The sequence below is a fragment of the Mesorhizobium sp. CAU 1732 genome, from assembly GCF_039888675.1.
In the GTDB taxonomy this organism is placed as follows: domain Bacteria; phylum Pseudomonadota; class Alphaproteobacteria; order Rhizobiales; family Rhizobiaceae; genus Aerobium.
Genome location: NZ_JBDQQR010000001.1, coordinates 691,161 through 712,867 on the forward strand (window position 1 = coordinate 691,161; position 21,707 = coordinate 712,867).

Genomic DNA, 21,707 nt, shown 5'->3' on the forward strand with positions numbered 1-21,707 from the left:
GATCGCCCTCTTCGGAATTTGTGTCTCGGCCTCGCATTGACGGGGCACGTGTCGAATGAGGGCTCTTCATGCTGATCGCCGCAGGCGCCTTGACGGCGTTTCTCGCGGTGGCGACGATCCTGCCGTTTTTCCCGTTCGCGCACGGCATCGTGCGCGTCGGGGATTTTCCGCGCCAGCAGTTTCTGGCAGCGGCAGTCATCGTCGTCATCCTGTCGCTCGTTTTCGGCGCGGCGGGCCCCGCGTGGCACACGATCCAGATCGTGCTTGTGCTCGTCGCGGCGGTGCAGGCCTGGTTCATCGTCAGGTTCACGCCGATCTGGCGCAAGCAGTCGGCCGACTACGATCCGGCGGCGGACACGGGTGAGACGCTGCGGCTGCTCGCCAGCAACGTCAAGATGTCGAACGAGAGGTTCGAGGAACTCGCGGCCGAGATCGAGCGGCGCGACCCGGATATCTTCGTGCTCATGGAGGTCGACAAACGTTGGCGCGACGCGCTGTCGACGGTGCTGTCGGCCTATCCGACGGTCATCGACCAGTCGCAGGAAAACTCCTACGGCATGATCCTGGGCTCGAAATTCGAGCTGTCCGATACGGTCGTGGAGTGTCTCCTGACGGATGGCGTGCCGTCGATCATCACGACGGTTACGACGCCGGAGGGACAGCAATTCAGGCTCTACTCGATCCATCCCGAGCCACCGGTCCCGCATCGGGGCACCGAAGGCCGCGATGGCGAGACGGCTCTGGTCGCACTGCGGGTGAAGGACGAGACGCTGCCCGTGATGGTGACGGGTGATCTGAACGACGTCGCCTGGTCGAGCACGACGGACCGCTTCCGGCGCATCAGTGGGCTGCTCGATCCGCGCATCGGCCGCAGGATCTTCTCGACATTCGATGCCCGCTTTCCGCTGATGCGCTGGCCGCTCGATCATTTGTTCCACTCGGCCGAATTCAGGCTGAAGGACATGCTGCGGCTGCCGGCCTGCGGCTCGGATCATTTTCCGGTGCTGTTCGATCTCGTGCTCTGCCGCACGGAAGATGCGGAATCGAAGCCCGAAGAGGCCGACGGCGAGGACATCGAGCGCGCGCGCGATCTGGTCAAGCAGGCCGACGAGCGTACCGAGGAAGCGATCGGAACCGACTGGGAAAAATGAAGCGGCTCGAGCGCCGCTCCGATCCCATATCTACGCCGCAAATCGCGTCGCGTCGGCACCGTAATAGTTGATGTAGCGTGACGAGATCGTCTCGACCGGCAGCACGATGAAAACATCGGTCGTGCCGAAATCATGATCGACGACGCAGCCGTCGCCGATCTTCGCGCCAAGCCGCAGATATCCTTTGATCAATGGTGGCATCGCGGCCAGGGCCGAGCGCGCATTGACGACCTCGGTCGGCATCAGATCCATCGCGTGATAGCGTGATGGCACGGCGCCCACGTGCCATTCGCCGTCGGCGCGGCAGTTTTGCGCCAGGAACGACAGCGCCTCGGCATGTGCCGCCGGAACCGTGCCGAAAAAGGATGCACAGCCGGTCATCACGCCGATGCCGTGGCGGTTCACATAGGCCCAGATGCCCTGCCACAGAAGCTCGATCGTCCGCCGCGAGCGATAGTCCGGCAAGACGCAGGAGCGCCCCAGCTCAAGGAACTGAAGCGTCGGGTGGCGCGCGACCAGCGCCTCCATCTCGAACTCGTCGCTCGAATAGAACCCGCCGGCCGCAAGGGCCGCATCCTGTCGCAGCAGGCGATAGGTGCCGACGATACGGTGGCGCACGGGGCCCTCGATCGCATTGTCGATGACGAGCAGATGGTCGCACAGATCGTCGAAACGATCGGCATCGCGGCGGTCCTGCAGACCGGCGGCCTGAGCGCGCGCGCCGAGCTCTTCGTGAAACACGCGGTAGCGGATTTCCTGGGCGGAGGCGACCTCGTCGCTGCCGTTGGCAAGCCGCACTTCCAGCGTTCCGATGCGGCCCAACGGCGCATTCGTCAGCGTCTCGGCGGAAAATTGCCCAGGCTGAAGCGTCGAATTTCGGGTCGTGCTCTCAGTCATGATAGTGCGCATGGCTGATTCTCCTCGCTGCGGCCACCTCTGAGGAGTGCAATACGCGGATACTGCAACAACACTGTGACCGATACGCGGTGACGATCAGGCGGTGGCCTGGTTCACGACCGCGTCGACCATCGCCTGCGGATCGACAGGCTTGGTGAGAAAACCCGTCGCGCCATGGGCGATGACCCCGTGCCGGGTCTTTTCCTGGCTGTCGGCCGACAAAACGAGGATCGGCACGGCCGGCATGCCCTTGGCTTCCTCGTATTTGCGGATATGGGCGATCGCGTCGAGCCCGTCCATCACCGGCATGTGCAGATCCATCAGCACGACATCGTACTGATGCGCGCCGCCGTTTGCGGTCAAGGCCTCGACGGCTGCCTTGCCGTTACGGACGACCTCCACCTGATGGCCGGCCTTGGTAAGCACGGAACGCGCGAGCAGGGCGTTGATGTCGTTGTCTTCCGCGATCAGGATCGAGTAACCGCCTGCCGGCTGTCCCGCCGCGCCCGCAGCCTTTGTTGCCGGCGCGTCGCTCTGCGGTGCCTGTGTCTGTGCGTTGAGCAGCATGCGCATCAATGTTTCGCTGCGCACGGGGCGCGCGAGGAAGGTGTGGTAGCCGCTCGCGCGATACTGCGCGAGCTGGCCGCGATCGGTGGGCGCGATGAGCGTGATCGCCTCGACTGGGTCGATCCCGGCCTTGCGCAGCCGCTTGAGCACGCGCCCGTCCGTACGCTCGATGGCGGCGTCGACCAGCACGACGTCGTAGCCATGTGAGCAGGTCCGAGCCGCGCCCGCCTCCTCGACGGTCCGGGCGATCTCGGCCAGTCCTCCATGCGCGGAAATCGTCCGGGCGATCGCCTCGGCTTCCATCAAATTGGCCGACAGGATGAGCGCGCGCCGGCCCGCGAGTGCATCGCCGAAACCGATCGGGCGGTCAACGGCCTCCATTGCGGGAATGGTGACGGTGAATTCCGCGCCTTTGCCCGGCTCGCCCTTGACCGAGATTGCGCCGTCCATCGCTTCGACGATCCGACGCGAGATCGAGAGCCCAAGTCCCGCCCCGCCATGCCGCCGCGTCGATGTGCCGTCACCCTGCTCGAACTCCTCGAAGATGCGGGCGATATCCTGCTTACGCAGTCCGGGACCAGTGTCGAAGACGCTGATGCTCAACTGGCGGCGCGCCGGTCCGGGCGTCATTTCGAGGGTAACGAGCACACCGCCGGCTTCGGTGAACTTCACTGCGTTTCCGACGATGTTGAGCAGGACCTGCCGCAGCCGGCCGGGGTCCGCCAGAATCATGGCCGGAACGTCCGGCGCGATGTGGCACCCGAGGCCGATATCCTTGGCATAGGCGCGCGGCGCCAGCAGTTCGACCACGTTTTCGATCAGCTCGCGCGGCGACACGGCCTGCGGTTCGAGCTCGAACTTGCCGACTTCGATCTTGGAATAGTCGAGCAGGTCCTCGATCAGCGCCAGGAGCGCGGATGCGGAGGTGGAGACCGCGCCGACATAGGTCATCTGCTCCGGCGTGAGCCGCGTGTCGGCGAGGAGTTTCGCCATGCCCATGATGCCGTTCATCGGCGTCCGGATCTCGTGGCTCACGGTCGCGAGGAAACGCGACTTCGCCTGGTTCGCCGATTCGGCCCGCTCGCGAGCGTTGATGAGCGCCGTCTCGGCCCGCTTGCGGGCGGTGATGTCGCGCGCGATCGCACGGTGGGAGACGGCGTTGTTTTCCTTGTCGCGCACCGACAGCTCGATCCACGAGAACCACCGCACGCCGCTCTCGGTGCGGATTGCGACGTCGGTGGAGCTCAGGCATTCGCCGTCGGAAAACGCGCTGTCGGGAACGAGGCCGATATCGATGCCGAGTTCGAGCAGCTTGCGCCCGCTGAGAATGCCGGGCTCGCAGCCGAGAATGTCCGAAAGCACGCTGTTGGCGTAGACGATGCGCCCGTCGCGGTCGCGATGCACCACGATGTCGCCGAGCGCGTCGATGAGGCCGTGAAAGCGCTCCTCGCTTTCCTGAAGCTCCCACATGCGATCGGCGAGCTGCTCGATCTCCTCGCGGCTGCGCGTCGTCGTTTCGGCGAGCATCAGGGCCAGCCGCCCTTCCTTGCGCATGTCGCGGATCTGCATCGAGAGTGCGCCGAGGCCGATGGCTACGAGCGCGATGATGACAATCCACGACGCGCCGGTGAGCGTCGCGACGCCGGCGAGCGACAGGAGCGCCACGACCAGTGCAGGGCGCGTGAACGAGCGCCGCGGCTCCAGCGTACGCGGCACGAGCGGCGGCGGTGTGATGCGCAGGCGTCGCTGTCTGCCGCGCCCCTCCGGGGGCACGAACTGCCTCTCGTCCTGCCGCTCGGCTGTGTCGAGTTCATCCGTCATCACGCCGCGACCATAGCGGGCAACGATTAGGGAAGCTTTCGGCCGGTCGCTACAATTTTAGCGAGCCGGCCTGACAGCCTACATTTCCACGACCACGCGGCCGCGAACGGTGCCTGCCATGATGTCGTTTGCCGCGTTTATGACGCCGCTGAACGGAATGACGGTCGAGAGCGCCGTCAGCTTGGCGTGGTCGAGGTCCTCGGTGATCCGGCGCCACGCCTCGAGGCGGATTTCCTTCGGCGCCATGACGGAATCGATGCCGAGGAGCGAGACGCCGCGCAGGATGAAGGGTGCAACGCTGGTCGGGAGGTCCATGCCGCCCGCCAGGCCGCACGCCGCGACCGCGCCGCCATAAGCTGTCATCGAGAGCACGTTTGCGAGCGTGTGGCTTCCCACCGCATCGACCGCGCCTGCCCAGCGTTCTTTCGCGATCGGCTTGGCCGGCGCTTCCAGTTCGGAACGGGCGATGATCTCGGCGGCACCGAGTTCCTTGAGGAAATCGGCTTCGTTGGGACGACCGGTCGAGGCGATCACGTGGTAGCCGAGTTTCGACAGGATGGAGATCGCAACCGTGCCGACACCGCCGGCCGCACCGGTCACCACGACAGGACCGCGCTCCGGCGTGATGCCGTGGCGTTCCAGCGCCATGACGCAGAGCATCGCCGTATAACCCGCCGTGCCGACGGCCATGGCGTCGACCGGTGTCATGGAGGACGGCAGCGGCACGAGCCAGTCGCCATTGACGCGGGCGCGTTCGGCATAGGCGCCGTGATGGGTTTCGCCGACGCCCCAGCCATTGAGGATGACGCGGTCGCCTTCCTTCCAGTCGGCATGGTCGGACGAGATGACCGTGCCCGCGAAATCGATGCCGGGCACGAGCGGCCAGCGCCGGATCACGGGAGCCTTGCCGGTGATGGCGAGACCGTCCTTGTAGTTCACCGTCGTTGCCTCGACCGCGACCGTGACGTCGCCTTCCATCAGATCCGCTTCGTTCATGTCGACCATATCGACAGACTGCTTTTTCTCCTCGTCGCGGGAGACGAGGATGGCTTTGAACGTATCGGACATGGAAAACTCCCGGTGGCGGCTGCTTTTGGCGCGACTGTGCGTGGCTGTCCCGTCGAGGTCAACCTGAACCGAAGCATCGGACCGAAAAGTGGAATCCGGTTTTCGGACGGTTCCGATGCTTAAGCAAAGAGATAGATCGCCACTTGTGCGTCCTGTGGACGCATGGCGATCTATCGTGTCTTGCCGGCTTTGCGCGACCTGCGCCAGACGAGGAACTCGTCGAGGATCACCAGTGCCGCGCCGACCGTGATGAACGCGTCGGCGAGGTTGAAGACCGCGAACGACCATGTGGGCAGGTAGAAGAGCACGTAGTCGATGACATAGCCGTGCCAGACGCGGTCGATCAGGTTGCCGATCGCTCCGCCGACCACGAGCGCGAAGCCGAAGCGCGCAATGCGCTGCGCCGGGTCGGTCTTGGCCGCGATCCAGGTGACGAAGCCTATGACCGCAAGCGTGACGACGATGAGACCGACGCTGCCCAGATCGGAAAACATCGAAAACGCGATGCCGGTGTTGTGGGTGCGAAAGAGCGCCAACGTCGGGATGACATTGACCTGCACATGCATGTCCAGACCGGTCTCGACGAGATACTTGATCACCTGATCGAGCGCGACGGCCAGCGTCACCACGACGGCGTAGAAGGCCGGTCCATGCAGTTTCAAGCCATGTCCTTTCCGATCGTCGGCAGCGCGTGACGCCTGATTTCATAGAGCGCGACGCCGGTCGCCACCGCCAGATTGAGCGAATCCGCGCGGCCCGCCTGGGGGATGCGGATCAGCGTGTCGCACGCGGACGCGATCGGCTCGGGCAGGCCCTGCTGCTCGTTGCCCATGACGAGCAGGATCGGGCCTTTTTTGTAATCGACCGTGCGATAATCGACGGAACCCTTGAGATGCGTGCCCACGAGGGTGACGCCGGCCGCCTTGCGCCATGCGAGGAAGGCGTCGACGCTGGCTTTCGCCACCGGCACGGCAAAGACTGAGCCCATCGTCGCGCGCACCGTTTCCACGGCGAACGGATCAGTCGTTTCGCCGACGAGGATCACGCCCTTGGCGCCGACCGCGTCGACCGTGCGCAGGATCGTGCCGAGATTGCCGGGGTCGCGAACGCGATCTAGCGCGACCCACACCTCGTTGCCCGCCGGCTTGAAATCCTTCAGCGCGTGCCAGCGCTGCTGGAACACGCCGAGCACCATCTGCGGGTTGTCGCGACGCGTGATCGCGCCCAGAACCTTTTCGCTGACTTCGAGCACGAGGCCGCCGGTGGCGACCGTTCGCGCGGCGATCTTCTCGACGGCAGGATTGCCGCGCTGCGACTTACCGAAGACGAGCGTGCGGATCGTCCAGCCGAGATCGAGCGCGTCGATGACGAGCTTGAGGCCCTCTGCCATGAAAGCGTTCTGCTGGTCGCGATATTTCTTCTGCGCCAGCGCGCGGATGTCCTTCACGACCGGGTTGGTGAGGCTGGTGACCTCCTTCACCTGGCCGACATGGCGTGCCTCGTCGCGTCCGTTCATGCCGCCACCCAGCGTGAAAACAGCGAGGTGGAAAGCGCGCGGCCGGCCGATTTCTCGCGAATGATGAGCTCACCGGATTCGACGCGTCCGCCCATGCCGGCAAACGTGTCGCGCATCAGCGCATGGATCGCGAAGAAGGAGGACCGGATCGAATAGGCGGTGAGCACGACCGCGAGCGGCTTCGGCGTCAAAATCTCGCGGCAGATATCGGCCATGGCGGGCAGATGCTCGAAAAGCTGCCACACCTCGCCCTTCGGCCCGCGCCCATAGGCGGGCGGATCGAACAGGATGATGTCGTAGCGACTGCCGCGACGTTCCTCGCGCTCGACGAACTTCATCGCATCCTCGCAGATCCAGCGGATCGGCTTGTCCTGCAGACGCGCCAGTTCCTGGTTCTCGCGCGCCCAGCCGATCGCCTTCTTCGAGGCATCGACATGGGTGACTTCGGCCCCTACGCCTGCGGCCACCAATGACGCGACGCCGGTATAGCCGAACAGGTTGAGAACTTTTACGGGACGGCCGGCGCCCCGAATGAGGCCCGCCATGTGGTCCCAGTGCGAGCCCTGCTCGGGAAACACGCCGACATGGCGGAAGGACGTGAAACGGCCGAGATAATCGACGCCGTCATGCTTCATCGGCCAGGTCTCGCCAAGCGGCTCATGCGGAAAGCGCCAGCGTCCCATGCCCTCTTCGTCGGTGTCCCCGGTGAAGACCGCGTCGGCCCTGGCCCATTCGCTGCCGGCCAGCGCCGGTTGCCAGATCGCCTGGCCTTCCGGCCGCTCGATGCGGTAGGGGCCGTATTGCTCGAGCTTCCGTCCATTGCCGGAATCGATCAGGGCATAGTCGTCGTTGGGTGCGACTTCGAGAATAACGGGCAGCGTCTCTGCGGGCAGCGCGCCTTGCCGGCGCGCGATCGGACGGCGGATGAACGCGGGTTCCGGCTTCGTGGGCGCATCGCCGCGGGGTTCGCGCGCGCGCGCCTCGGCTGAGCCTTGCCGGCGTGAGCGGTCGTCTCCGCGCCTGTCGCGCACCTGTTTCAACGAAGCGTCTCCAAGAAAGTCCACCGCCTTCTGGCATAGGACCCCCATGTTCGCAACCGAGGCAAAGCTGCGTCCTATCGCGCGGGAAGCAGCTTGCTGAACGCGTTCGTGAAGCGAACCTCGCCATCGTCGCCTTCCGCGACGCCTAGTGCGACGTCGAGCCGCTCGTCGGTGACGCGCACCACGGCGAACCCGCCCATGAACGCGGCGACGGGCTTGAAGAGGTCCAGCTCGCCCTCACTGTAGATCATCGGTGTCTCGTGCTGATGGCCATGGAAGATGCCGATGACGTTGTAGCCGACGATGGCGTCGAGAAGCGCCTGCCGCTCGTCGGCGCTCCACCAATGCGGTGCGCCGTGCCCCGCATCGTCGAAGGTCTTGCGATCCGGATCCCAGCTCTCGGTCGAGAAGCTGTCCCAGCCGTAGTGCTGGAACAGGATGACCGGCCGTCCGTCGGCAGCAAAGGTCGCCAGATCCCGTTTCAGCCACGGCAGCCCGCTCACGGCGCCCTTGCGGGTATCGCCGCCGAAGCGTTGCAATTGCACGAGATGCAGTCCGCCCCAATCCCACGAGAAATTGTCGGACTCCATGTCGTAATCGCTTGCCGGCAATGGCGGCTTGAAGATCACGCTCGGTCGGTGATTGACCTCGACATAGTCGCGCATTTCGCGCCTGTACCAATCCGCGTGTGGCGGCGGACCATCCTGGTCGAGATCGTGATTGCCCAGCCCGACATAAACGGGAAAGTTGATGCGACCCGGGCCCGAACCCTCTTGATAGCGATGGCTGAACTGGAGGAGTTGCGTGCCCTCGGCGGGATCGGTGACCTGCCCGCCGCCGTCATCGGTCATGTCGCCGCCGATGACGAGACCGAGCGGCTTGCCGATCGGCGTGCCCGCGCTTGCAAGCCCCGTCGCCGCGCCGCCGATCTCGGCAGGCCAAATCTTCCCGCCCAGATGATTGAGCGCATTGACGTGACGCAGCAGGTTCGCGTCGGTCTTGCCCTCCTGCTCGCAATTCGGGCTGAGGCCACTTTGCGTGCGGCAGGCGTGAATGTCGTTGGTGAAGATGAACGTCGCGTCGATCTTGGCGCGCGTTGTGTCGGCTGAACCGGCCTGTGTCGCGCCAAGGCCCAGCAGGCAGGCGATGATGGGAAGCACCGCGAGCCTGCTCATCGCCGCCTCAGTTGTTGGAACTGCGATAGACCGCGATCCCCGCGGCAAGGTCTTCGAGCGCTGCGCCGACCGATTTGAATAGCGTGATCTCGTCGTCGCTTTCGCGCCCCGGCTTGCCCCCGCGCGTCAGGTCGAAGAGGTCGCCTGCGATCGCGCTTTCGGCGAGGGCACCGGATGCGATCGCCTGGACGATGTCGCCCGCCTCCTTGGTGGCGCCGGCCAGCGTATCGACGAAGACACGGGACCGCCGGATCGCCTCATCGTCGCTTTCGCGCATCGTGGGCGTGAAGGCACCCACCAGATCGACATGCGTGCCGGGCGTGAGCAGCGCGCCCTTGACGAGCGGTTCGTTCGATATCGTCGCCGACGAGACGATGTCCGCCCAGCCGATGGCGGCGTCGAGATCGTCAGTGACGGTGACGTTCAGCCCATCGGCCCGCAACGCCGCCGCAGCCTTTTCGGCATTGGCCGTGGTGCGATTCCAGATGCGGATGTCGGTGATCGGACGAACGGCGGAATGGGCGCGGGCGAGGAACGGACACAGCGCGCCGGCCCCGATGACGAGCAGTTTCGAGGCATCCTTGCGCGCAAGATAGGTCGCTGCGAGCGCAGACGCGCATGCGGTGCGCCACTGCGTGAGGCGCTGGCCGTCGATCAGGGCTTGCGGTTCGCCGGTCTTGCCGTCGAGCAGGAGGTAGAGGCCCATCACGGCCGGTTTGCCGATTGCGTTGTTGTCGGGCGAGACGGTGACGATCTTGACGCCGACATGCCCGCCATCCGAGGTGCCGGCGGCATTGAGGTCTGTCCAGGCCGGCATGAGCAGCAGCGTCGATGCCGCGCCGTCGGGCCGGTCGATCGTGTGATGATGGCGCACGGGCTGAACCGTCTGCCCCTCGAAGGCTTCCCGAAGCGTCTCGACCAACCCTGCATGGGTGAGGCAGCGGTCCACCTCGTCGGCGGTGATCATTTTCATGGTCTGAACTCTCGCGGCGTCTGGCTGCGTATCAGGCGCTTGGTCCGGGCAGGACGGTCTGCGTTGCCACGGGGCGCTCAGCGGCGCGCGGGGCCCTGGCGATATCCGCTTCGCGCTGGCGGGCCAGCTTGCGGTAGCGCCCCTGACCAAACCAGGTGGCGACGCTGCCGATGATCAGGCCGAGGACCAGTGCGCCGAACAGGAAGATGAAGAACGGCATCGTCGCCGTCAGACCCGGATTTCCGGGATTGAACGGATCGAGCGTGAACGGCACTGGCGTACGGTTGGCCACGGCGAGCGAAATGAACACGATCGCCAGCGGAATGAAGACCGCAATGGTCATGAGGCGGTTGAGCATGGTGTTGTCAGGCGCCGTCGCCGGCGGCCTCCACTATTTGTCGTCTATGTTGAGCCGCTCGCGCAGCTCCTTGCCGGTCTTGAAGAATGGAACCCATTTCTCCTCGACCTCAACGGATTCACCCGTGCGCGGGTTGCGTCCGACACGAGCGGGGCGGTTTTTCACCGAAAATGCGCCGAAACCACGAAGCTCGACGCGATTTCCGGAAGCGAGCGCATCCGTGATTTCTTCGAATATCGCATTCACGATGTTCTCGACATCACGCAAAAACAGATGCGGATTGCGATTGGCAATCGTCTGCACGAGCTCGGACTTGATCATCGATAAAGGTCCCCGCGAAACACGCCGTCACTGGCTATGCAAATGTTTTACTTGAGTTTTCAATCGCCTAAGGTGCCGGGGGCAGGTTGCCAGAGCGATAGCAGGCCGTCAAGGAACAAGCGGTCGGCGCCGATGCGCTCGGCAAGGTCCGATCCCAGCCCCTCGATGCCAAGGAGTTTGCCGGCGACGCCGGACATCGAAAGCGGGCTGAAGAAGCCGCCGCTCTCCGTCGACTTCCACTCGACGACGGACAGACCGGCATCGACGCCCTTGGTCTCGAGCCAGTCCACGGCCTCCTGTTCGCCGCCCAGTTCGTCCACCAGCTTGCGGTCGAGTGCTTGGCGGCCGGTGAAGATCGACCCGTCCGCCACGGCAAGCACTTCCGTCCGGCTCAGCGGCCGGCGGTCTTCGACGAGCCCGACGAACCAGTCGTAGCTGTCCATGATGAGGGCGCGCAGCATGGCGCGTTCCTCGTCGGTGGTGGGCGAGAATGGCGACGGCTCAGCCTTCAGCGGCGACGATTTCACGCCTTCCAGCTTCACACCGATCTTGGCCATGAGTTCAGTCACGTCGGGGAACTGAATCAAAACGCCGATCGAGCCGACGATCGACGATTGCCGGGCGACGATGTGATCGCTTGCGGTGGCGATCATGTAGCCGGCGGACGCGGCGAGCGTCCCGACCTGCGCGACGACGGGCTTCTCGCCGGCGAGCTTGCGCACGGCCTCGAAGATCGATTCGCCGCCGACCGTCGTGCCGCCGGGCGAGTCGATCGCGATGATCACGCCTTTCACGAGCGGCGATTTTCCGATGCGTTCGAGCCGTTTGAGCAACTCGTCATCCTCGGTGATGGTGCCCTCGATCTTCACCTTGGCGATGTGGCTGATCGTGGCGCCGCCGATGCCGTCGCGCATGAACCAGATCGATGTGGCCGCGATCACCAGCGCGACCACCAGCAGCGCGGCTATCCGCCAGAAAGTCAGCTTGCGCCGCAGCCGCCTGCGGTCGATGATGTCGTCTGCACGATTTGCCATTGCGCGCCTCTTGCCCTGTCGGCCGTCGTTGATCGCCTTATTAGTGCAAGCCGGCAGGCGTTAGAAGGGGGAGGGTGTCGCACCGTTCGGATGAGTGCAGAGGGAGGTGATCCAGAAACTTCACCCTGCGTTACTGGACGATTATCCAAAAATTACCATATTGGTATGTAATTCGGAGGGCTTGAGGGCGGCTGGTTCCTGCCTTGCTTTTCGCAAGGTGCGGAACAAGAACGGCAACATGGATGACGGCGTGCTGCCAATCGTCTATTTCAATCAGGCACAGATCAGGTTTCGGTGAAGCAAAGATGACCATTTCGGCATCGCATCAGCACGCTGACGGTACGTATTCGGCAACGCAGGCAAGTCCCGCGCAGCAGAAGCGTGTCGATGCGGCATTCAAGAGCGCGCGGCGGCATTCGGGCCGTGTCCGTGTGCTCAAATTCGTCCTTCCCGTGGCTGCCGTGTGCATGGTTCTCGCCTTCGGCGCGAAATCCTGGCTTTCCACGCCCGGAGGCGTGTCGGTGAATCTGGCTGGAACCGCGATCGAGGGTGGCCGTCTGGTGATGGCGGATCCCAAGCTCGATGGCTTCACGAGCGACAACCGCGCCTACAAGATGTCGGCTGCGCGTGCGATCCAGGATATCGGCAACGCCAGCAAGATCGATCTCGAAGGCATCGATGCACGTCTGCCGTTCGATGACGACAACTGGATGACGATAGCCGCCGCGACGGGCATCTTCGACCGTGACGCGAATCGCCTCGATATCAACAGCGACATCACGGTCATGACGGACAACGGCATCACCGCCTTGCTCAAATCCGCTTCGGTCGATATCGCCAAGGGCAGCCTGAACACGCAGCACCCCGTCGATATCACGCTCGATGGCGCGCGGATCGAGGCCGATTCGATGACGGTGAAGGAAAAGGGCGCAGTCATGATCTTCGATCGTCGGGTTCGCATGAACATCGACGGAAAGAAGCTTCAGACCGCCGCGAGGGCCGAGGGGGTCAAGCAATAATGAAGTTTCACGGTGGGGCGCTGCTGCTTGCAGCGATGATGCTGGCGGCGCCGGTTGCCTATGCCCAGCAGGACGGCACCAGCCGCATGACGGGCCTGAAGCTCGACGGCGACGAGCCGATCCAGATCGAGAGCGATCAGCTCGAGGTCCGCGAAAATGACGGCGTCGCGATCTTTACGGGCAATGTCGCGGTCGTTCAGGGCCAGACGCTGATGCGTTCGGGCAAGATGACCGTCTACTATCGCAACGACGGAACGGGTTCCGCGACGACCGGATCGGCCAACATCGACAAGCTCGAGGTCGATGGCAAGGTCTACATCAAGTCCGAAACCCAGGTCGCCACCGGCGATTCCGGCAGTTTCGACATGCGCACCGAAGTTCTGGTCCTGTCGGGCAAGGAAGTCGTGCTGTCCGAGGGCGACAACGTCATCGTCGGTTGCAAGCTGACCGTTCAGATGGCGAGCGGCCTTGCAAAGCTCGATGGCTGCGGAAGCGATGGCGGCAGTGCCGGCGGACGCGTCAAGATGCTGTTGAAGCCCGGTTCGCAGGACCGTTGAGCTTGGCAGAGCCGGTTTCATTCCTGAAGCGCCTTGCCTTGCGCGCAGCGCCGCGCGCAACGGCGCCGAAAGCGCCTGCGCGCGCCGATCGCGAACGTTTCAAGGGCACGATGATCGCCCGGGGACTGACCAAGAGCTACAAGGGCCGCCAAGTCGTGAGCGGTGTTTCCTTCGGCGTGCGCGCCGGTGAAGCGGTCGGTCTTCTCGGTCCCAACGGCGCCGGCAAGACGACCTGCTTTTACATGGTGACGGGGCTGGTGCCCGTGGATCACGGCACGATCGAGATCGATGGTTACGACGTCACCTCGATGCCGATGTACCGCCGGGCCAGGCTTGGCATCGGCTACCTGCCTCAGGAAGCATCAATTTTTCGTGGGCTCTCGGTCGAGAACAACATCCGGGCGATCCTCGAAGTGACCGAGAAGAGCCGCAAGGCGCGCGAGATGCGCCTCGACGAGCTTCTCGAGGAGTTCCATATCTCTCATCTGCGCAAGGCACCGTCCATCGCGCTGTCGGGTGGCGAGCGGCGGCGTCTCGAAATCGCGCGCGCGCTGGCGTCGAACCCGAATTTCATGCTGCTCGACGAGCCCTTCGCGGGCGTCGATCCGATCGCCGTGTCGGATATCCAGCAACTCGTGCGCCATCTGACTGCGCGCGGCATCGGCGTCCTGATCACCGACCACAATGTCCGCGAGACGCTCGGCCTCGTCGAGCGCGCCTACATCATCCATGCGGGTCAGGTTCTGACGCATGGATTGCCGTCGGAAATCGTCGATAACCCGGACGTCCGTCGTCTCTATCTGGGCGAAGGCTTTACGCTTTAGACACTCTGACGCGTGTTTCCGGGCGCTTTCGCGGCCTCGGGGGCAACTTTCGTGCCGAATCTCGCCCATAATAATCGAAAATCAACGCCTTTAGCTTGACAAGCAAAAGCTGGGCCAGTTTCATTCGGCCCGTCGTTGAGCCGGCTGCCTGTGAGGGGCCGGCGCGTTGGTGGGGTTGGTTCGCGTAATGGCACTCGGCGCCAAACTGCAGATGCGTCAATCGCAGTCGCTGGTGATGACGCCGCAACTGATGCAGTCGATTCGGCTGCTGCAACTGACCCATTTCGAGCTTGAACGCTTCATCGAGGAAGAGGTCGAGAAGAACCCGCTGCTCGAGCGCCACGACGCGCGCGACGACGAACCCGTCGAGCCGCGAAGTGCGCCTGATATCGCCGATTCGGCCATGGGGCTCGACCGGATGTTCGAGGCGGCCGACGGCGATGTGGAGGCGAATTCCGCTCAAATCATGTCGGACCGCCTCGACACGTCGATGGAGAACGTCTTCCCGGACGATCCGGGAACCTCCGATCGTCTCGGTCCCGATCTGGCCGCGCAGTGGAAGTCCGCAGGTTCCGGCAACGGTGCATCCGAAGGATTTGCCATCGAGGACATGGCGGCGGCGGCTTTGACACTGGGCGACCATGTCGCCGAGCAGATCGCGTTCGGGTTCCGCGATGGAACCGCGCGGCTGATTGCGCGCGAACTGGCTGATTCCCTGGACGAGATCGGCTACATGCGGGCCGAGATCGCCGACGTCGCCGCAAGGCTGGGCGTCGATGACGGCGACGTGCTGGCCGTGCTTGAAACGTGCCAGACCTTTGATCCTCCGGGCCTCTTCGCGCGTGACCTTGCCGAATGCCTGGCGCTTCAGTTGAAGGCGATCGATCGTTTCGATCCTGCCATGGCGGCGATGATCGCCAATCTCGAATTGCTCGCGCGGCGCGATTTCGCGCAGCTTCGCAAGCTTTGCCGGGTCGACGACGACGATCTCCTCGACATGCTGGCTGAAATCCGCGCGCTGGATCCGCGCCCCGGTTCAGCTTTCGCGCACGGCACCGCCGATACGATCGTGCCGGATGTGGTGGTGCGGGCGGCGACGGACGGAAGCTGGGCGGTCGAACTGAACCCCGACACGCTGCCTCGCGTTCTGGTGAACCAGACCTATTTCGCGACGGTGTCGAAGAAGGTGGCGAACCAGTCGGAAAAGGATTTCATGGCCGACTGCCTGCAAAGCGCCAACTGGCTGGCGCGCAGCCTCGACCAGCGGGCCAAGACGATCCTGAAGGTGGCCACCGAGATCGTGCGCCAGCAGGATGCGTTTCTGATGCACGGGATCAGGCACATGCGGCCGTTGAACCTGCGCATGGTCGCGGATGCCATCGGCATGCACGAATCGACCGTAAGCCGCGTCACGGCCAACAAATACATGATGACCCCGCGGGGCGTGTTCGAACTGCGTTATTTCTTCTCGGTCGCGATCGCTTCCGCCGAAGGCGGCGACGCGCATTCGTCGGAATCGGTTCGGGACCGGATTCGCGAGCTCATCGACCTGGAAAAGCCCGTCGACGTCCTGTCGGACGATGCGATCGTGGATATCCTGAAAAGCAGTGGCGTCGATATCGCGCGGCGCACGGTCGCCAAATACCGTGAAGGCATGAGTATCCCCTCCTCGGTGCAGCGCCGGCGCGAGAAGCGAGCACTGGCGTCCGCTCACGGATAAGGCTGCATTGCAGCCTCGGTATCCGGCCCTTCATTGACAAGCCCAACCTAAGCCACTAGAAGCCCGCCCGCATGGAGCCGGTGGCTCCCGACGGTCGGTATCGACCGCAGGGAGCAGGTCTCGACGATGTGTCGGTCGGGTCTCGAAATCGGTGGCACGGATGCCAAAAACCTTGTGCGAAGTGGCCACAGGTATACAGTCTCAACCCTTAGAACACGCACGAGAGAAGGTCAGTCTTCATATGAACCTGCGCATTTCGGGTAAGCACATGGAAATCGGCGATGCCTTCCGCTCCAAGATCGAGGGGCGTGTCGGTGACGCCGTGGGCAAATATTTCGACGGCGGCTATGCCGGCCATGTCACGGTCGAGAAATCGGGGTCGCGCTTTACCGCCGACTGCATGGTTCACCTCGATACCGGCATGATGCTGCAGGCGACCGGGCAGGCCCAGGACCCGCAATTCGCGTTCGACGCTGCCGCGGAGCGCATCGAAAAGCGCCTGCGGCGCTACAAGCGGCGCTTGAAGTCGCACAACAATTCCTCCACGTCAGGCACGATCGACATGGACCTCGACTACCGCGTCATGGCGCCTGTCGCCGACGAGGACGACGAGGTTCCGGAGGATTACGCGCCTGCCATCGTCGCTGAATCGACGATGTCGCTGCGCACGATGACGGTCGCCTCGGCTGTCATCGAACTCGACACCAAGGACAGCCCCGTATTCGTCTTTCGGAACGCCGGAAACGAGCACGTAAACCTCGTCTACCGCCGTGCGGACGGGAATATCGGCTGGATCGACACGTCCTCGGCAAGCCAGCCCAGGCAATAGCCGGAACGACACTCCGCCGGACCGCAGGCGGGGGCTTGCGTTGCGGGCAAAAGGCAGAGCGAAAAGGATAGTCAGAAATGGATCTCAGCGATCTGATCGAGGTTTCGGCAGTGATGCCGACCTTGAAGGCCAATTCCAAGAAGCAGCTTCTGCAACTGATGGCCGAAAAGGCTGCCGCCGTTACCGGGCTGCCCGAACGGGAGGTCTTCGATACGATCCTGCAGCGCGAGCGCCTCGGCTCGACGGGCGTCGGCAACGGCATCGCCATTCCACATGGAAAGCTGCCCGGCATCGCGCGCATCACGGGCGTGTTCGCCAGGCTCGAATCGCCGGTCGATTTCGAATCGCTCGATGATCAGCCAGTCGATCTGGTGTTTTTGCTGCTCGCGCCCGAGGGCGCCGGCGCGGATCACTTGAAGGCGCTGTCGCGGATAGCGCGCGTCCTGCGCGACGGCGACACGGTCGCCAAGATTCGCGGCACGAAGGACGCTGCCGCCATCCACACCTTCCTCGCCCAGACGCCTGCGTCGAACGCGGCCTGAAGGTTTCGGGCGAGCATGGCCCAAGTGGCGGCCGGATGGCCGCCGCTTCTTTTCGTGGAAATCGTTAATGTAGGCTGAGAGGCGTCAGATCGTTCTGGATCGCGCCTGCAAGGGCCGCGTCGCGCGCGTCCGTCAGCAGGATCGGCCGCCCATTCGCGGCAAAGACCGCCCACAGACGCGTACCCGCTGCGATCTCCGGCATGCCCGGAAACTTGCCGCGCAGCTCGTCGCTGTCGACTTCCTTGAGATAGGCGACGGAGCCCTCACCCAGATGGGCAAGTTCCGCGTCGGTCAGGATGGTATCGGTAGTCTTGAGGTCGTTGGCAGTCATGTCAGCCTCCTATGTCCAGCGGGGCGTCCGTTTGACCAACCCGCAGCAGAGCCAATGGGTTCCGGTGAGGGCCGGATTTCAGTCTTTCACCGAGATGTTTATTTTTCGTACCAGTTTTTCCAGTTCCGGACGGTCGAGGTCGATTGCCAGAAGACCGTTCTTCAGTTCCGCGCCGGTCACCTTCATTCCATCCGCAAGCACGAAGACCCGCTGAAACTGCCGGGCGGCGATGCCGCGATGCAGGTATTCACGCTCCGTGTCGTCGGTCTGGCGTCCGCGCACGACGAGTTCGTTGTCTTCGACGGTGATTTCGAGATCGGCGTCGGCAAAGCCCGCAACCGCAAGGGTGATGCGAAGCTTGTCGCCACCGCCATTGTGACCCGCGATACGCTCGATGTTGTAGGGCGGGTATCCGTCCCCGTTCTTGGCAACGCGTTCGAGTGTTTTTTCGATCGTGTCGAAGCCAAGCAGGAGCGGGCTCGAAAAGGGCGTCATGCGCGTCATCTGTTCTGTCCTCAAAGAGCGACGTGGATAGGCAAAAACCCGAATGGCATTCTTGCCTCTGTCCCTGATATGGTCCGCCCGCTTTGCCAGTTCAAGGACTATGAGAAGAGCCGTTATGCCCGATAGCCGCAAGATCATCATCGACACCGATCCTGGCCAGGACGATGCCGTCGCCATTCTTCTCGCGCTCGCCAGCCCCGAGCTCGACGTGGCCGGCCTGACGGCCGTTGCGGGCAACGTGCCCCTGGCGTTGACCGAGAAGAATGTACGCAAGATTTGCGAACTGGCCGGAAAGCCGCAGACACGCGTTTTCGCGGGCGCGGTGCGGCCGATGACGCGCAAACTCGTGACCGCCGAGCATGTACATGGCCGGACGGGCCTCGACGGGCCGGATCTGCCCGAGCCAACCATGCCGCTCGAAGCGCAGCATGGCGTCGATTTTATCGTCGAGAAGCTGATGGCGGAGCCAGAGGGCACGGTGACGCTGTGCGCGCTGGGGCCGTTGACCAACATCGCGCTCGCGATGATCCGCGAACCCGCGATCGTGCCGCGCATTCGCGAGATCGTGCTGATGGGCGGCGGTTATTTCGAACAGGGCAACGTGACGCCCTCGGCCGAATTCAACATCTATGTCGATCCGCAGGCTGCTGATGTGGTCTTCGCGTCGGGCGCGCCGATCGTGATGATGCCGCTCGACGTGACGCACAAGGCGCTGACGACGCGCGCGCGCATCGAGACGTTCCGCGCCATGGGGACAGCGGCAGGGATAGCCACGGCGGCACTGCTGGACTTCTTCGAACGCTACGACGAGGAGAAGTACGGCACTGACGGTGGCCCGCTGCACGATCCCTGTGTGATCGCCTATCTCCTCAAGCCGGAACTCTTTACCGGCCGCCACTGCAATGTCGCGATCGAGACCGTGTCCGAACTGACGATGGGTGCGACGGTCGTGGACTGGTGGGGGATCACCGGCAGGCCGAAGAACGCGACGGTGATGCGCGACATCGACGCCGACGGCTTCTTCGCACTTCTGGTGGACCGGATCGGGCGGCTTTAGCCGCCTTTGAGCGCTTCTTCCACGTCTTCTCCGCGCGGGATCGACGGTTGCGCGCCGGGTTTCAGGCAAGCAAGAGAACCCGCGACCGCCGCTCTCCGCAACGCGTCCTGCAGGGGCAGGCCCAGTTCGAGGCTGGCGGCGAAATAGCCGCAGAACGTGTCGCCGGCGCCGACCGTGTCGACCGGCGTGATCGTCAGGCCCTGTGCCCGCACCAGTTCAGAGGCGGTTGCCGCAACGACGCCCTCCGCACCGAGCGTCACGACCATGATGCGGCCGGTGCGGCCCGCAAAGTCGAGCATCCGCTGTTCGCGGCTGTCGCCGGTGAGCGAGAGCGCATTCGAATAGAGATCAAACTCGGTCTCGTTGGCGATGACGTAGTCGGCTTCGCCAAGCAGCGGAGCTGCTTCCGCCCTGAACGGAGCGGTGTTGAGCAAGGACGTCGCCCCGACCGAGCGCGTCGCGGCCAGTGCCGCGCCCACGGTCTCGAGCGGGACTTCCAGTTGCAGCATGACGTATTCGCCCTTGCGGATGTCCGCACTCGCGACGTCGCCGGGAAACAGCGCGCCATTGCCGCCGGGCACGATGGTGATGACGTTCTCGCCGGATTCCTCGACGAAGATCAGCGCGACGCCGGTCGCGGCATGCGATTCCCGCACGCCGGAGAGATCGACGCCACCGTCGCGCAGGCAGGCGAGCGCTTCCGTTGCGAAGGAATCGCGGCCCACGCCGCCGACCATGCGGACGTCGGCGCCCGAGCGGCGCGCGGCCAATGCCTGGTTGGCGCCCTTGCCGCCCGGCGATGTGGTGAAGGCGTCGCCCGGCACGGTTTCGCCGGGCTTGGGCAGCCTGTCGACTGTGGCGATGAGATCGAGATTGATGGAGCCGACGACCGTGATCACGAAAACCTCCCGGATTTTGATCCGGAAGGCTTTACGCTATTTTGGCGTCTTCCGATAAGGGCTTCTGTCCATCGTCAGCCGATTTGTCCGGCCTCCCAGCCGAGAATGGCACGCTTGCGTGTCAGCCCCCAATGATAGCCGGTCAGCGCCCCGGTCTTACCGAGCGCGCGGTGGCACGGCACCACGAAGGATACGGGGTTTGCGCCGACGGCAGCGCCCACCGCGCGGGACGCCTTCGGGTTGCCGATTTCGGCGGCGATCGACGAATAGGTGCGGGCGCGGTTCATCGGGATTTTCAGCAACGCTTCCCAGACCCTGATCTGGAAGTCGGACCCGATGAGCACGACACGCAACGGCTCGTCCGATCGCCAGTGCGCCGGATCGAAGATGCGCGAGGTATAAGGCCCCGTAGCGGACATATCCTCCACGTAAGCCGCATTCGGCCAGCGCCCCGACATGTCGGCGAAGGCTGCCGCTTCTTCTCCGTGATCGCAGAAGGCGAGGCCGGCCAGCCCGCGATCGGTCACCATCACAAGGGCGATGCCGAAGGGCGAGAGGTGATAGCCATAGTTGATGGTCAGCCCCTTGCCGCGGCTCTTGTAGTCGCCGGGCGACATGGCTTCGTGGGTGACGAACAGGTCGTGCAGCCGGCCGGGGCCGGACATGCCGACTTCGTAGGACGCGTCGAGAAGCGGGGCCCCATCGTCCAGCAGGCGACGTGCATGGTCGAGCGTGACCGCTTGCAGGAAGGCCTTCGGCGAGAGCCCTGCCCACCGCGTGAAGAGTTTCTGCAACCCGGTCGGCGTGTCGCCCACATCCGAGGCGAGTTCTTCGAGCGAGGGCTGGTCGCGATAGTCGAGGCTTATCTTTTCGATGGCGCGGCGCACCACGTCGTAGTCGTCGCCGACTGGCGTGATGTCGCGCTGGAGGATTGCTGTCTGGGCGTTCATGGCGATGTCTCCTTGTCCGCTAATATCGCGCCCGAGACCCTTCAATGCCACCCGATTCTTGGCAACTTACCCCGCCTTCGCTGTCGCCAGTGCGCGGCCGAAGGCGGTGGCGAAACTCTCTCGATCGTCGGGATTGAGGAATGCGCCGAGAGGAACGCGTCGTCCGTCGCCTTCAACCTCCATGCCGGTGATGCCGATCTCGTCGTGGCGGGCGATGCGGAACTTGGTCCAGAACGGATTGAAGCGGTGTTCTTCCGAGCGGCCCGAAGGCGCGACCTTCACGATGTCGAGCGCGATGCGCGAAATCGAGACCTCCTCGCGGGCTCGCGCCGCGCGATAGTTCAGCTTGAACGCGACGTAGATGAGCAGCACGTCGAGGCCGAAAAACCCGAAAACCGGCCATGCGCCGATCGACAGGAAGAACGCGCCGATCCCGAGCCAGATGCTGCCGAGAAAGGCCATGAGGATCACGAAACCGCGCCGCCCCAGCGAACGGTGCGGCGTCAGCAACGCGCGGAATATCGGCTCGTCTGCAGCTATTCCTTCGGACATGG

24 protein-coding genes are annotated in these 21,707 nt (G+C 64.0%); 8 read left to right on the forward strand and 16 right to left on the reverse strand.

The window, feature by feature from the left end; all coding sequences use genetic code 11:
* Positions 1-68: 68 nt before the first annotated feature.
* The gene (locus tag AAFN55_RS03535; protein ID WP_347797495.1) at positions 69-1,151 is read left to right on the forward strand and encodes an endonuclease/exonuclease/phosphatase family protein; all 1,083 of its coding nucleotides are present in this window, start codon (positions 69-71) and stop codon (positions 1,149-1,151) included.
* Between the two features lie 30 nt (positions 1,152-1,181).
* On the opposite strand, the gene AAFN55_RS03540 is transcribed toward AAFN55_RS03535, so the two are convergent.
* The 11 genes from AAFN55_RS03540 to sppA form a co-directional block, all read right to left on the reverse strand.
* On the reverse strand, positions 1,182-2,060 hold the full coding sequence (locus AAFN55_RS03540; RefSeq protein WP_347797496.1) for a GNAT family N-acetyltransferase: 879 nt from the start codon (positions 2,058-2,060) through the stop codon (positions 1,182-1,184).
* A gap of 84 nt (positions 2,061-2,144) precedes the next feature.
* Complete coding sequence (locus AAFN55_RS03545; protein ID WP_347797497.1) at positions 2,145-4,436, reverse strand: response regulator; 2,292 nt, start codon at positions 4,434-4,436, stop codon at positions 2,145-2,147.
* A gap of 78 nt (positions 4,437-4,514) precedes the next feature.
* Positions 4,515-5,504: an MDR family oxidoreductase gene (locus AAFN55_RS03550; RefSeq protein WP_347797498.1), complete on the reverse strand. Its 990-nt coding sequence runs from the start codon at positions 5,502-5,504 to the stop codon at positions 4,515-4,517.
* Between the two features lie 170 nt (positions 5,505-5,674).
* On the reverse strand, positions 5,675-6,160 hold the full coding sequence (gene lspA / locus AAFN55_RS03555) for a signal peptidase II (protein WP_347800174.1): 486 nt from the start codon (positions 6,158-6,160) through the stop codon (positions 5,675-5,677).
* A 2-nt stretch (positions 6,161-6,162) separates the two neighbouring features.
* Positions 6,163-7,020, reverse strand: coding sequence for an RNA methyltransferase (locus AAFN55_RS03560; RefSeq protein ID WP_347797499.1), 858 nt, complete (start codon positions 7,018-7,020; stop codon positions 6,163-6,165).
* The gene (locus AAFN55_RS03565; RefSeq protein ID WP_347797500.1) at positions 7,017-8,060 is read right to left on the reverse strand and encodes a class I SAM-dependent rRNA methyltransferase; all 1,044 of its coding nucleotides are present in this window, start codon (positions 8,058-8,060) and stop codon (positions 7,017-7,019) included. The genes AAFN55_RS03560 and AAFN55_RS03565 overlap by 4 nt, the downstream gene beginning before the upstream one ends.
* 74 nt (positions 8,061-8,134) lie before the next feature.
* Positions 8,135-9,235: a metallophosphoesterase gene (locus AAFN55_RS03570; RefSeq protein ID WP_347797501.1), complete on the reverse strand. Its 1,101-nt coding sequence runs from the start codon at positions 9,233-9,235 to the stop codon at positions 8,135-8,137.
* Between the two features lie 7 nt (positions 9,236-9,242).
* On the reverse strand, positions 9,243-10,208 hold the full coding sequence (locus AAFN55_RS03575) for an ornithine cyclodeaminase family protein (RefSeq protein ID WP_347797502.1): 966 nt from the start codon (positions 10,206-10,208) through the stop codon (positions 9,243-9,245).
* A 31-nt stretch (positions 10,209-10,239) separates the two neighbouring features.
* Complete coding sequence (locus tag AAFN55_RS03580) at positions 10,240-10,566, reverse strand: LapA family protein (protein ID WP_347797503.1); 327 nt, start codon at positions 10,564-10,566, stop codon at positions 10,240-10,242.
* A 33-nt stretch (positions 10,567-10,599) separates the two neighbouring features.
* A complete protein-coding gene (locus AAFN55_RS03585; RefSeq protein ID WP_347797504.1) occupies positions 10,600-10,887 on the reverse strand; it encodes an integration host factor subunit beta in 288 nt (95 codons plus the stop codon).
* A gap of 59 nt (positions 10,888-10,946) precedes the next feature.
* Positions 10,947-11,921 (reverse strand): signal peptide peptidase SppA, encoded by a 975-nt coding sequence (gene sppA, locus AAFN55_RS03590; protein ID WP_347797505.1) that lies wholly within the window; start codon positions 11,919-11,921, stop codon positions 10,947-10,949.
* A gap of 305 nt (positions 11,922-12,226) precedes the next feature.
* On the opposite strand from sppA, the gene lptC reads away from it, so the two are divergent.
* From lptC to ptsN, 6 genes are all read left to right on the forward strand, one after another.
* Complete coding sequence (lptC, locus tag AAFN55_RS03595) at positions 12,227-12,940, forward strand: LPS export ABC transporter periplasmic protein LptC (protein WP_347797506.1); 714 nt, start codon at positions 12,227-12,229, stop codon at positions 12,938-12,940.
* A 35-nt stretch (positions 12,941-12,975) separates the two neighbouring features.
* On the forward strand, positions 12,976-13,497 hold the full coding sequence (locus AAFN55_RS03600) for an LptA/OstA family protein (RefSeq protein WP_347800175.1): 522 nt from the start codon (positions 12,976-12,978) through the stop codon (positions 13,495-13,497).
* Positions 13,498-13,535: 38 nt separating this feature from the next.
* On the forward strand, positions 13,536-14,321 hold the full coding sequence (gene lptB / locus AAFN55_RS03605; RefSeq protein WP_347800176.1) for an LPS export ABC transporter ATP-binding protein: 786 nt from the start codon (positions 13,536-13,538) through the stop codon (positions 14,319-14,321).
* 187 nt (positions 14,322-14,508) lie between these two features.
* Positions 14,509-16,041, forward strand: a complete 1,533-nt coding sequence (gene rpoN / locus AAFN55_RS03610) for an RNA polymerase factor sigma-54 (RefSeq protein WP_347797507.1) — start codon at positions 14,509-14,511, stop codon at positions 16,039-16,041.
* A gap of 241 nt (positions 16,042-16,282) precedes the next feature.
* Positions 16,283-16,870, forward strand: a complete 588-nt coding sequence (raiA, locus tag AAFN55_RS03615; protein ID WP_347797508.1) for a ribosome-associated translation inhibitor RaiA — start codon at positions 16,283-16,285, stop codon at positions 16,868-16,870.
* Between the two features lie 77 nt (positions 16,871-16,947).
* Positions 16,948-17,412: a PTS IIA-like nitrogen regulatory protein PtsN gene (gene ptsN, locus AAFN55_RS03620; protein WP_347797509.1), complete on the forward strand. Its 465-nt coding sequence runs from the start codon at positions 16,948-16,950 to the stop codon at positions 17,410-17,412.
* 64 nt (positions 17,413-17,476) lie between these two features.
* Here ptsN and AAFN55_RS03625 read toward each other — a convergent pair whose 3' ends face one another.
* Both AAFN55_RS03625 and AAFN55_RS03630 read right to left on the reverse strand, forming a co-directional pair.
* Positions 17,477-17,743 carry a DUF1150 family protein gene (locus tag AAFN55_RS03625; RefSeq protein ID WP_347797510.1) on the reverse strand — a complete coding sequence of 89 codons (267 nt, stop codon included), beginning with the start codon at positions 17,741-17,743 and terminating at the stop codon, positions 17,477-17,479.
* A gap of 78 nt (positions 17,744-17,821) precedes the next feature.
* Positions 17,822-18,247, reverse strand: a complete 426-nt coding sequence (locus tag AAFN55_RS03630; protein ID WP_347797511.1) for an Hsp20 family protein — start codon at positions 18,245-18,247, stop codon at positions 17,822-17,824.
* A gap of 115 nt (positions 18,248-18,362) precedes the next feature.
* On the opposite strand from AAFN55_RS03630, the gene AAFN55_RS03635 reads away from it, so the two are divergent.
* Complete coding sequence (locus AAFN55_RS03635; protein ID WP_347797512.1) at positions 18,363-19,304, forward strand: nucleoside hydrolase; 942 nt, start codon at positions 18,363-18,365, stop codon at positions 19,302-19,304.
* On the opposite strand, the gene AAFN55_RS03640 is transcribed toward AAFN55_RS03635, so the two are convergent.
* The 3 genes from AAFN55_RS03640 to AAFN55_RS03650 all read right to left on the reverse strand — a co-directional run bounded on the left by AAFN55_RS03640 (position 19,301) and on the right by AAFN55_RS03650 (position 21,705).
* Positions 19,301-20,203, reverse strand: a complete 903-nt coding sequence (locus AAFN55_RS03640; RefSeq protein WP_347797513.1) for a ribokinase — start codon at positions 20,201-20,203, stop codon at positions 19,301-19,303. The two genes, AAFN55_RS03635 and AAFN55_RS03640, sit on opposite strands and share 4 nt — an antisense overlap.
* 74 nt (positions 20,204-20,277) lie before the next feature.
* The gene (locus tag AAFN55_RS03645; RefSeq protein WP_347797514.1) at positions 20,278-21,153 is read right to left on the reverse strand and encodes a bifunctional helix-turn-helix domain-containing protein/methylated-DNA--[protein]-cysteine S-methyltransferase; all 876 of its coding nucleotides are present in this window, start codon (positions 21,151-21,153) and stop codon (positions 20,278-20,280) included.
* 66 nt (positions 21,154-21,219) lie between these two features.
* Complete coding sequence (locus AAFN55_RS03650; RefSeq protein WP_347797515.1) at positions 21,220-21,705, reverse strand: DUF2244 domain-containing protein; 486 nt, start codon at positions 21,703-21,705, stop codon at positions 21,220-21,222.
* Positions 21,706-21,707: the final 2 nt, after the last annotated feature.

Bases quoted from the DNA above. Each gene is read 5' to 3' on its own strand.
- AAFN55_RS03535 (WP_347797495.1), top strand. From the start codon at position 69: ATGCTGATCGCCGCAGGCGCCTTGACGGCGTTTCTCGCGGTGGCGACG.
- AAFN55_RS03540 (WP_347797496.1), bottom strand. From the start codon at position 2,060: ATGCGCACTATCATGACTGAGAGCACGACCCGAAATTCGACGCTTCAG.
- AAFN55_RS03545 (WP_347797497.1), bottom strand. From the start codon at position 4,436: ATGACGGATGAACTCGACACAGCCGAGCGGCAGGACGAGAGGCAGTTC.
- AAFN55_RS03550 (WP_347797498.1), bottom strand. From the start codon at position 5,504: ATGTCCGATACGTTCAAAGCCATCCTCGTCTCCCGCGACGAGGAGAAA.
- AAFN55_RS03560 (WP_347797499.1), bottom strand. From the start codon at position 7,020: ATGAACGGACGCGACGAGGCACGCCATGTCGGCCAGGTGAAGGAGGTC.
- AAFN55_RS03570 (WP_347797501.1), bottom strand. From the start codon at position 9,235: ATGAGCAGGCTCGCGGTGCTTCCCATCATCGCCTGCCTGCTGGGCCTT.
- AAFN55_RS03575 (WP_347797502.1), bottom strand. From the start codon at position 10,208: ATGAAAATGATCACCGCCGACGAGGTGGACCGCTGCCTCACCCATGCA.
- AAFN55_RS03580 (WP_347797503.1), bottom strand. From the start codon at position 10,566: ATGCTCAACCGCCTCATGACCATTGCGGTCTTCATTCCGCTGGCGATC.
- AAFN55_RS03585 (WP_347797504.1), bottom strand. From the start codon at position 10,887: ATGATCAAGTCCGAGCTCGTGCAGACGATTGCCAATCGCAATCCGCAT.
- sppA (WP_347797505.1), bottom strand. From the start codon at position 11,921: ATGGCAAATCGTGCAGACGACATCATCGACCGCAGGCGGCTGCGGCGC.
- lptC (WP_347797506.1), top strand. From the start codon at position 12,227: ATGACCATTTCGGCATCGCATCAGCACGCTGACGGTACGTATTCGGCA.
- AAFN55_RS03600 (WP_347800175.1), top strand. From the start codon at position 12,976: ATGATGCTGGCGGCGCCGGTTGCCTATGCCCAGCAGGACGGCACCAGC.
- rpoN (WP_347797507.1), top strand. From the start codon at position 14,509: ATGGCACTCGGCGCCAAACTGCAGATGCGTCAATCGCAGTCGCTGGTG.
- raiA (WP_347797508.1), top strand. From the start codon at position 16,283: ATGAACCTGCGCATTTCGGGTAAGCACATGGAAATCGGCGATGCCTTC.
- ptsN (WP_347797509.1), top strand. From the start codon at position 16,948: ATGGATCTCAGCGATCTGATCGAGGTTTCGGCAGTGATGCCGACCTTG.
- AAFN55_RS03625 (WP_347797510.1), bottom strand. From the start codon at position 17,743: ATGACTGCCAACGACCTCAAGACTACCGATACCATCCTGACCGACGCG.
- AAFN55_RS03630 (WP_347797511.1), bottom strand. From the start codon at position 18,247: ATGACGCGCATGACGCCCTTTTCGAGCCCGCTCCTGCTTGGCTTCGAC.
- AAFN55_RS03635 (WP_347797512.1), top strand. From the start codon at position 18,363: ATGCCCGATAGCCGCAAGATCATCATCGACACCGATCCTGGCCAGGAC.
- AAFN55_RS03645 (WP_347797514.1), bottom strand. From the start codon at position 21,153: ATGAACGCCCAGACAGCAATCCTCCAGCGCGACATCACGCCAGTCGGC.
- AAFN55_RS03650 (WP_347797515.1), bottom strand. From the start codon at position 21,705: ATGTCCGAAGGAATAGCTGCAGACGAGCCGATATTCCGCGCGTTGCTG.